This is a genomic window from Cupriavidus sp. SK-3, from assembly GCF_000611145.1.
Lineage (GTDB): Bacteria > Pseudomonadota > Gammaproteobacteria > Burkholderiales > Burkholderiaceae > Cupriavidus.
The window spans coordinates 79,766-88,123 of record NZ_JFJV02000240.1; the positions used below are offsets into that span (position 1 = coordinate 79,766).

The window sequence follows — 8,358 nt, forward strand, 5'->3', positions numbered from 1 at the left end:
CGACGGCGTCAGCTTCGAAGTCAGGAAGGGAGAGACGCTGGGCGTGGTCGGTGAATCCGGCTGCGGCAAGTCCACCACCGCGCGGCTGCTGATGCAGCTGATCGAGCAGAACAGAGGAGAGCTGATCTTCGATGCGCTGGGCGTCGGATCGGCGCAGTTGCCCATGAAGCGCTACCGCAGCCAGGTGCAGATGGTCTTCCAGGACAGCTACTCCTCGCTCAACCCGCGCCTGACCATCGAGGAATCCATCGCCTTTACGGCGCGCGTGCACGGCATCAGCGCCAGCGAAGCCACCGCGCGTGCCCGCGCCCTGCTGGATCGCGTGGGCCTGGAGCCAACGCGCTTCGCCGGACGCTATCCGCACGAGTTGTCCGGCGGGCAGCGCCAGCGCGTGAACATCGCGCGCGCGCTGGTACTGCGCCCGCGCCTGGTGATCCTCGACGAAGCCGTGTCGGCACTCGACAAATCGGTGGAAGCGCAGGTGCTGAACCTGCTGCTCGACCTCAAGGCCGAATTTGACCTCACCTATGTCTTTATCAGCCACGACCTGAACGTGATCCGCTACCTGTGCGACCGCGTGATGGTGATGTACCTGGGCAAGGTGGTGGAGGTGGGCGATACCGAGACGCTGTACGCCAACCCGTCGCATCCCTACACCCGCGCGCTGCTGGCCTCGATGCCGGCAATGGATCCGGACCACCGCACGCTGGTCGCGCCGCTGGCGGGCGATCCGCCCAACCCGATCAACCCGCCGTCCGGCTGCAGCTTCCATCCTCGCTGCGCCATGGCCGAAGACGTGTGCTCGCGCCGCGCGCCGGTGCTGTCGGACGCGCTGGCCGGGCATCCCGTGGCCTGCCTGATGGCCAACGCCGGCGGCGGCCCCAGCCGGCAGATGCCGGCGGCCGCCAGTCCGCTCGCTGCAACGATTTGAGGGCCTCACCGTGACTGCATCCAACCACACTCCAGAACCGCAGACTGCCGCGCCCATGGTATCGGTGCGCGATTTGCGCGTCACCTTCTCCGGCGGCGGCAAGACCATCCGCGCCGTCAACGGCGTATCGCTGGAAGTTGCGCCGGGCGAGGCGCTCGCCCTGATCGGCGAATCCGGCTCGGGCAAGAGCGTGACGCTGCGCGCGCTGATGCGGCTGCATCCGCCGCGCCGCACCCGCATGGAAGGCGAGATCCGCATCGACGGCGCCGACGTCACCGCGCTGGATTCGCGCGGGCTGGCCCGCCTGCGCGGCGGCACCGTGGCAATGGTGTTCCAGGAGCCCCTGCTGGCGCTGGACCCCGTCTACACGGTCGGCCAGCAGATCATCGAATGCATTCGCACCCATGCCCGCGTGTCCGCCGCCGAAGCGCGCCAGCGCGCCCTGCGGGCGCTGGAGGCGGTGCGCATTCCCAGCCCGGAGCGGCGGCTGGCGGCTTATCCGCACGAGATGTCCGGCGGCATGCGCCAGCGCGCCATGATCGCGCTGGCGCTGTCGGCCAACCCGAAGGTGCTGCTGGCCGACGAGCCCACTACCGCGCTGGACGCCACCGTGCAGATCCAGGTGCTGATCCTGCTGCGGGAACTGCAGCGCGAGCTGGGCTTGTCAATCGTGTTCGTCACCCATGACATCGGCGCGGCGGTGGAGATCGCCGAGCGCGTGGCCGTGATGTACGGCGGGCGCATTGTCGAGGAAGGCCCGATCCGCACCATCCTGCGGGCCGCGCGCCATCCCTACACCATGGCACTGCTGCAAAGCCGCCAGCACGGCATGGACCGGGGCCAGCGGCTGCAGACCATTGCCGGTTCGCCGCCCGACCTGTCCGCCTTGCCGCCCGGCTGTAGCTTCGCCCCGCGTTGCCCGCAAGCGCGTGCGCAATGCCTGGAGGCAGTGCCGCAGAGCGTCGCGCTGGGCGGCGGTCATCGCGTAAGCTGCGTACTGGCTACCGAGCCAGTTGCCATCGCGCAGGCCGTGGCTTGAGCCGTGCGCTCCGTGCAAGAGCGCACGGCCACAAGTTGCATGCTTTGCCCGCCGTGCAGTCCGTGCCAATATCACCTTTACTGATTGCTTCCCACACCGCTAACCGCATCCATGAACCTGGCCAGCCATCCCTCCCACGCCTTCCTTCCCTACCCGGCAGCGCCGGTCGCCAACGCCGCGAGCGGGCCGCTCTCCGGCCTCACCTTCGCCGCCAAGGACTTGTTCGACGTCGCCGGCTACCCCACCGGCGGGGGCAACCCCCATGTGCTGGCGATGTCGGGCATCAAGACCGCCACCGCCCCAACCGTGCAACGCCTGCTTGACGCCGGCGCCGCCTTCGTCGGCAAGACCCACACCGATGAGCTGGCGTTCTCGATGAACGGGAAGAATGCCCACTACGGCGCGCCGGTCAATGGCGCGGCACCGGGACGCATCACCGGCGGCTCGTCATCGGGCTCGGCCTCGGCGGTATCCAACGGGCTTTGCGACTTCGCGCTAGGCACCGACACCGGCGGCTCGGTGCGCGCCCCGGCCAGCCATTGCGGGTTGTTCGGCATCCGCCCCACGCACGGACGCATCTCGCTCGCGCAATGCCTGGCCCTGTGTGACAGTTTCGATACCTGCGGCTTCTTCGCGCGCGATATCGGCACCTTTGCGCGCGTGGCCGGAGTGCTGCTCGGGGACGATGCAAGGCCGCTGCCCGCCAGCCCGCGCCTGCTGCTCGCCGAAGACCTGTTCCGCATGCCCACCCCTGCCGCGCTGGACGCGCTGCTGCCGGTGGTCGGCGGCATAGAGGCCGCCTTCGGCAAAGCCACCCCCGTCACGGTCGCGGATCGCGCGCTGGAAGATATCTGGTGGGCCTTCCGCTATGTGCAAGGCTGGGAAGCCTGGCAAACCGACGGCGCCATGATCGAGCAGTACGGCCTGCAGCTCGGCCCGGACGTGGCCGCACGGTTTGCCTTCTCCAAGAGCGTCACGGCCGCGCAATTCGAAGCATCCAGTGCCATCCGCCGCGCCTTCACCGCCCACCTCGCGGCGCTGCTCGGTAACGACGGCATCCTGATCCTGCCGACCATGCCGGACATCGCGCCGCTGTCGGACGCCGCCGGCGAGGAACTGGAGACCTACCGCAACCGCTCCGCCCAGACCCTCTGCCTGGCGCCCCTGTCCGGCTTTCCCCACCTGAGCCTGCCTCTGGCCAGCCGCGCCGGCGCACCGCTCGGCATCTCGCTGATGGGCCCCGCCGGCAGCGACCGCAGCCTGATTGCATTTGCAGAAAAGCTGGTGATGGCACTAAGCTGAACCACTACCCCGATTCCCCCCCAAGGAGAGCCTGAATGGCCCGCATCCGTATCACCGCCGGCGGTTACCAGTTTGTCGCCGAAACCAATCCCGATGCCCCACAGACCGTGGCGGCCTTCACCAAGCTGCTGCCCTACCGGCAAAAGCTGATCCACGTCCGCTGGAGCGGCGAAGGCTGCTGGATTCCGCTGGGCGAATTCAAGCTGGGCGTGGACTTCGAGAACCACACCAGCCACCCGTCGGTGGGCGACATCCTGTTCTACCCCGGTGGCTACAGTGAAACCGAGATCATCCTGGCGTACGGCAGTTGCTGCTTCGCCAGCAAGATGGGGCAACTGGCGGGCAACCATTTCCTGACGATCGTGGAAGGCAAGGAGAACCTGCGCGCGCTGGGCACCAAGGTGCTGTGGGAAGGGGCGCAGGATGTGAGTTTTGAATTGATGTAAGGCGCGCGATGCGTGCTCGGCGGCGTTAGCCGTCCGAGCACGATCCAGGGCATGTTCAGCGTGCCAGGACTGCCGCGCCCGCTTCCGGCGCCTTCACCCGGAACCACGCCGCATACAGCGCCGGCAGGAACAGCAGCGTCAACGCCGTGGCAATCACCAGCCCGCCCATGATCGCCACCGCCATCGGCCCCCAGAACACCGAGCGCGACAACGGGATCATGGCCAGCACGGCGGCCGCGGCGGTCAGGATGATCGGGCGGCAGCGGCGCACGGCCGACTCGACGATGGCTTCCCAGACCGGCGCGCCGGCGCTGATGTCCTGCTCGATCTGGTCGACCAGGATCACCGAGTTGCGGATGATCATGCCCAGCAGCGCGGTGATGCCAAGCTGCGCCACAAAGCCCATCGGCGCGCTCAGCAGCAGCAGCGTGGCGGCCGCCCCGATCAGCCCCAGCGGCCCGGTCAGGAACACCATCAGCGAGCGCGAGAAGCTGTGCAACTGCAGCATCAGCAGCGTGAAGATGATGAAGATGCACAGCGGCAACTGCGCGGCAATCGACGCGCCAGCCTTGCCGCTTTCCTCTTCCGCCCCGGCCACGGTGATGCGGTAGCCCGCCGGCAGCGTGGCGCGCAGCTTGTCCAGCTTGGGATTGATCTGCGCCGTCACGGTGGGGCCCTGGATGCCTTCCACCACATCGGACTGCACGGTCACGCCGAAGTCGCGGTTCTCGCGCCAGATCACGCCAGGCTCGGAGCGGAACGCGATGCGCGCTACCTGGGTCAACGGCACCACGCGGCCGCTGGCGGTGGGCACCTGCATGTTCTGCAGGTCGGACATGGCGTCGCGTTCGTTGCGCGGCGCGCGCATCAGGATGTCGATCAGCTTGTCGCCATCGCGGTACTGCCCCACGGCCACGCCGCTCAGCACGGTCTGCGTCACGCGCGCGATGGCGGTGGTGCTGACGCCGAGCGCGCGTGCCTTGTCCTGGTCGATATCCAGGCGCAGCACCTTGACGCTCTCGTTCCAGTTGTCATTGACGCCCAGCGTGTTCGGGTTGGCGCTCATCACGGCCCTGACTTCGTCGGCCAGCTTGCGCACACCGCTGGCATCCGGCCCGATGACCCGGAACTGCACCGGATAAGCTACCGGCGGCCCGTTCGGCAATAGCTTGACGCGTCCGCGCAACTGCGGGAAATCGCTCGCCAGCAGGCTGACGACGCGCTGGCGCACGCGGTCGCGCAGTGCCACCCCGGCCGGCATCACGATCACCTGCGCCACATTGGTCTGCGGGAAGATCTGGTCGAGCGGCAGGTAGAAGCGCGGCGCGCCGCTGCCCACGAAGGTGGTCAGGCTGGCGATCTCGCGGTCCCCGCGCAGCGCGGCCTCGAAGCGCTTGGCCTCGGCCTCGGTCTGCGCGAAGCTGGTGCCCTCGGGCATCCACAACTCCACCATCAGCTCCGGCCGGCTCGAATCCGGGAAGAACTGTTTCTCGACGAACTTGAAGGCGTACAGGCCAAGGCCGAAGGCCACCAGGGTGATGACGATCACCGTCTTGCGCCAGGTCACGCACCAGTTCACCAACTGGCGGAAGCGGTTGTAGAACGGCGTGTCGAACACCTCATGCTGCTCGCCCTCGCCGGCCGGCCTGGACTTGAGCAGCAGGTAGCCCAGGTAGGGCGTGAAGTAGACCGCGGCCAGCCAGGACAGCACCAGCGCCATCGCGGTCACGGCAAAGATGGCGAAGGTGTACTCGCCCACGGTGGAACGCGCCAGCCCTACCGGCAGGAAGCCGGCGGCGGTGATCAGCGTGCCGGTCAGCATCGGCATCGCGGTGGAGGTGTAGGCAAAGGTGGCCGCCTCCATCTTGGAGAAGCCCTCCTCCAGCTTGCGCACCATCATCTCCACCGCGATGATGGCGTCGTCGACCAGCAGCCCGAGCGCCACGATCAGTGCCCCGAGCGATATCTTGTGCAGCCCGATGCCGAACATGTTCATGAAGAGGAACGTGACGGCGAGCACCAGCGGAATGGTCAGCGCCACCACCAGCCCCGGCCGCACATCCAGCCGCAGCGGCCTGGTGTGCAGGCCGAGCGAGACAAAGCTCACGCCCAGCACGATCACCACCGCTTCGATCAACACATGCACGAACTCGCCAACCGAGCGCTCGACCGCGTCGGGCTGGTTCTGCACCTGATCCAGCTCGATGCCGACCGGCAACTGCCCGCGCAAGCCATCCGTCGCGGCGCGCAGGTTCTTGCCCAGCGCGATGATGTCGCCGCCCTTCTCCATCGAGATGCCCAGCCCGATCACTTCCTTGCCCTGGAAGCGCATCTTGCTCGCCGGCGGATCGACATAGCCGCGGTAGACGTGGGCGATATCGCCCAGGCGGATGTTGGCAGTGCCGTTGGGGCCGCGCAGCACCAGGTTTTCCAGGTCGGCCACCTTGGCGAACTGTCCCGACAGGCGCACCTGCAGGTTGTCGCCAGGCGTCACCAGCACGCCGCTGGCGGTCATGCTGTTCTGCTGGGATATCTGGTCCGAGATCGCATTGATGTCCAGGCCGAGCTGGGCAAAGCGCGCCTGGTTGAATTCGATATAGACCTTCTCGTCCTGCAGCCCGATCAGCGCGACCTTGGCCACCGACGGCACGCGCAGCAGTTGCTGGCGCACCAGGTCGGCGTATTCGCGCAGTTCCTTGTAGTTGAAGCCATCGGCGGACAGCGCGTAGATCGAGCCGTACACGTCGCCGAACTCGTCGTTGAAGAACGGCCCGCGCACGCCGGGCGGCAGCGTCTGCGCGATGTCGCCGACCTTCTTGCGCACCGTGTACCAGATCTGCGCCGTGTCCTTTGCCGGCGCGGTGTCCTTGAGCTGGAAGATCACCGTGGTCTCGCCGGGCTTGGAGAAGCTGCGGATCTTGTCGGCGTAGGGCACCTCCTGCAACTGGCGCTCGATCTTGTCGGTGACCTGCACCGCGATCTGCTCGGCGGTGGCGCCAGGCCAGAACGCCTGCACCACCATCACCCGGAAGGTGAAGGGCGGGTCTTCGTCCTGGCCGAGCTGGAAGAACGCGAAGAGCCCGCCCAGCAGCAGCACCACCAGCAGGTAACGGGTCAGCGGCTGGTGCTCCAGGGCCCAGCGGGAGAGATTGAAACGGGAATGGTCCATGCTGCGCGCCCTAGTTGCGCACGGCCGGCGCGGACGCCACCGCCTGCAGCGGCCTCACTTTCTGGCCGGGCTTGAGCAGGTGCACGCCCGCGGTGACGATGGTTTGCCCGGCGGACAGCCCCTGCCTGACCTGGACCTCGTTGCCCTGCAGTTCGCCCAGGGTGACCGCGACCGGCTGCACGGTGCCCTTGGCAGCGTCATACACCCAGACCTGGTTGCTACCCTGTTGCTGCAGCAGCGCGGAAAGCGGCACGCGCAGCGTGGCGTTGTCGCCGGTGCGGGTGAACGTCACCACGGCGGTCATGCCGAACTTGAAGTCCGGCGGCGGGTTGGGCACGCTGACGCGGGCCGCATAGGTACGCGTAACCGGGTCGGCCATCGGGGATATCTCCCGCACGCGGCCTGGCAGGGGACGGCCGGGCTCGGCCCAGGTCCGCACCGTCACGTCGGAAATGCCGCGCAGGCGCTCGACCTGGTCTTCCGGCAACCCGACCGCCACCTCTTTCTCGGCGGTTTGCGCCACCCGGACAACCGACTGGCCTGCCGAGACCACTTGGCCAACCTCCGCTTCGATCAGCGTCACCACGCCGTCCGCGTCGGCGGTCAGGACGCCATAGGCAGTCTGGTTGGACTGGTTGCGCAGCCCGGCCTCGGCCTGGCGCAGGCGGGAGACGGCGGAGTCATAGGTGGCCTGGCGGCGTTGCTGCTCGGCGGCGCTGATGAATTTCTTGGCGAACAGTTCGTTGTAACGCTTGAGATCGGCCTCGGCGAGGTCGCGATCGGTCCTGGCCGCGTCGTACTGGGCACGCGAGCCCGCTTCCGCCAGGCTCAGGTCGGTGGGATCGAGCCTTGCGAGCGGCTGGCCCTTGCGGACGGTGGCGCCCACATCGACCAGGCGGGCCGCGATCTTGCCCCCGACGCGAAAGCCCAGCCGTGATTCGATCCGGGGCCGCACGTCGCCGGAGAACTCGAGATCGGTCTTGCCCGCGCCGGGCTGCACCTGCATCAATCGCACGGGGCGGATTTCAGGTGGGCGCTCGGGCTGGCGATTGCAGCCACCCAGCACCAGCAAACCCGCAAGTACCGGCACCATGAGCCGCGCGCGGGCCGGCAGCGCGCGTAGGGCGGTATCCGCCATCGCCGCAGCAACTCCGCTGGCATCCACCACCGTGGAAAAAGGCACATCGACGGCCGCAACTTCCGGCCTGGGAGAAGGCACTGGCATGAGTTAAGCGAGGAATCGGTGAAACAGCGGGCACTGTGGAAGGCGGCGCGTTAGTTAATAACTCACCGGTCAGCAATATATAGGGGACCACCCGAAGGCGTCAAACCACACTGGAAAAACATGTAACGAAAAAAGCACTATTCAGGTGACAAACAGGCCGGCGATCCAATGTGGCGCAAAAAATCGCGGCGCGGCGCGGCGTAATGTCGCAGACGCCATTGTTGCCGGCTGGCGCGCAGCCTGCCC

Annotated in this window: 6 protein-coding genes; 4 read left to right on the forward strand and 2 right to left on the reverse strand. The window is 67.4% G+C overall.

Annotated features, from left to right (window positions below; translation table 11 throughout):
- The 4 genes from CF70_RS25140 to CF70_RS25155 form a co-directional block, all read left to right on the forward strand.
- A partial coding sequence (locus CF70_RS25140; protein WP_235185198.1) for an ABC transporter ATP-binding protein occupies positions 1–931 on the forward strand: 931 nt, incomplete at its 5' end.
- A gap of 55 nt (positions 932–986) precedes the next feature.
- On the forward strand, positions 987–1,970 hold the full coding sequence (locus CF70_RS25145) for an ABC transporter ATP-binding protein (RefSeq protein WP_035871012.1): 984 nt from the start codon (positions 987–989) through the stop codon (positions 1,968–1,970).
- A gap of 111 nt (positions 1,971–2,081) precedes the next feature.
- A complete protein-coding gene (locus CF70_RS25150; protein WP_035871014.1) occupies positions 2,082–3,272 on the forward strand; it encodes an amidase in 1,191 nt (396 codons plus the stop codon).
- A gap of 35 nt (positions 3,273–3,307) precedes the next feature.
- Positions 3,308–3,718 carry a DUF3830 family protein gene (locus CF70_RS25155; protein WP_035871016.1) on the forward strand — a complete coding sequence of 137 codons (411 nt, stop codon included), beginning with the start codon at positions 3,308–3,310 and terminating at the stop codon, positions 3,716–3,718.
- A gap of 55 nt (positions 3,719–3,773) precedes the next feature.
- Here CF70_RS25155 and CF70_RS25160 read toward each other — a convergent pair whose 3' ends face one another.
- Together CF70_RS25160 and CF70_RS25165 are read right to left on the reverse strand one after the other, a co-directional pair.
- Entirely contained in the window at positions 3,774–6,887 is a 3,114-nt protein-coding gene (locus CF70_RS25160; protein ID WP_035871019.1) for an efflux RND transporter permease subunit, read from the reverse strand.
- A 10-nt stretch (positions 6,888–6,897) separates the two neighbouring features.
- Complete coding sequence (locus CF70_RS25165) at positions 6,898–8,025, reverse strand: efflux RND transporter periplasmic adaptor subunit (protein ID WP_051648940.1); 1,128 nt, start codon at positions 8,023–8,025, stop codon at positions 6,898–6,900.
- Positions 8,026–8,358: the final 333 nt, after the last annotated feature.

Coding starts and splice junctions, on each gene's coding strand:
- CF70_RS25145 (WP_035871012.1), top strand. CDS start 987: ATGGTATCGGTGCGCGATTTGCGCGTCACCTTCTCCGGCGGCGGCAAG.
- CF70_RS25150 (WP_035871014.1), top strand. CDS start 2,082: ATGAACCTGGCCAGCCATCCCTCCCACGCCTTCCTTCCCTACCCGGCA.
- CF70_RS25155 (WP_035871016.1), top strand. CDS start 3,308: ATGGCCCGCATCCGTATCACCGCCGGCGGTTACCAGTTTGTCGCCGAA.
- CF70_RS25160 (WP_035871019.1), bottom strand. CDS start 6,887: ATGGACCATTCCCGTTTCAATCTCTCCCGCTGGGCCCTGGAGCACCAG.
- CF70_RS25165 (WP_051648940.1), bottom strand. CDS start 8,025: ATGGCGGATACCGCCCTACGCGCGCTGCCGGCCCGCGCGCGGCTCATG.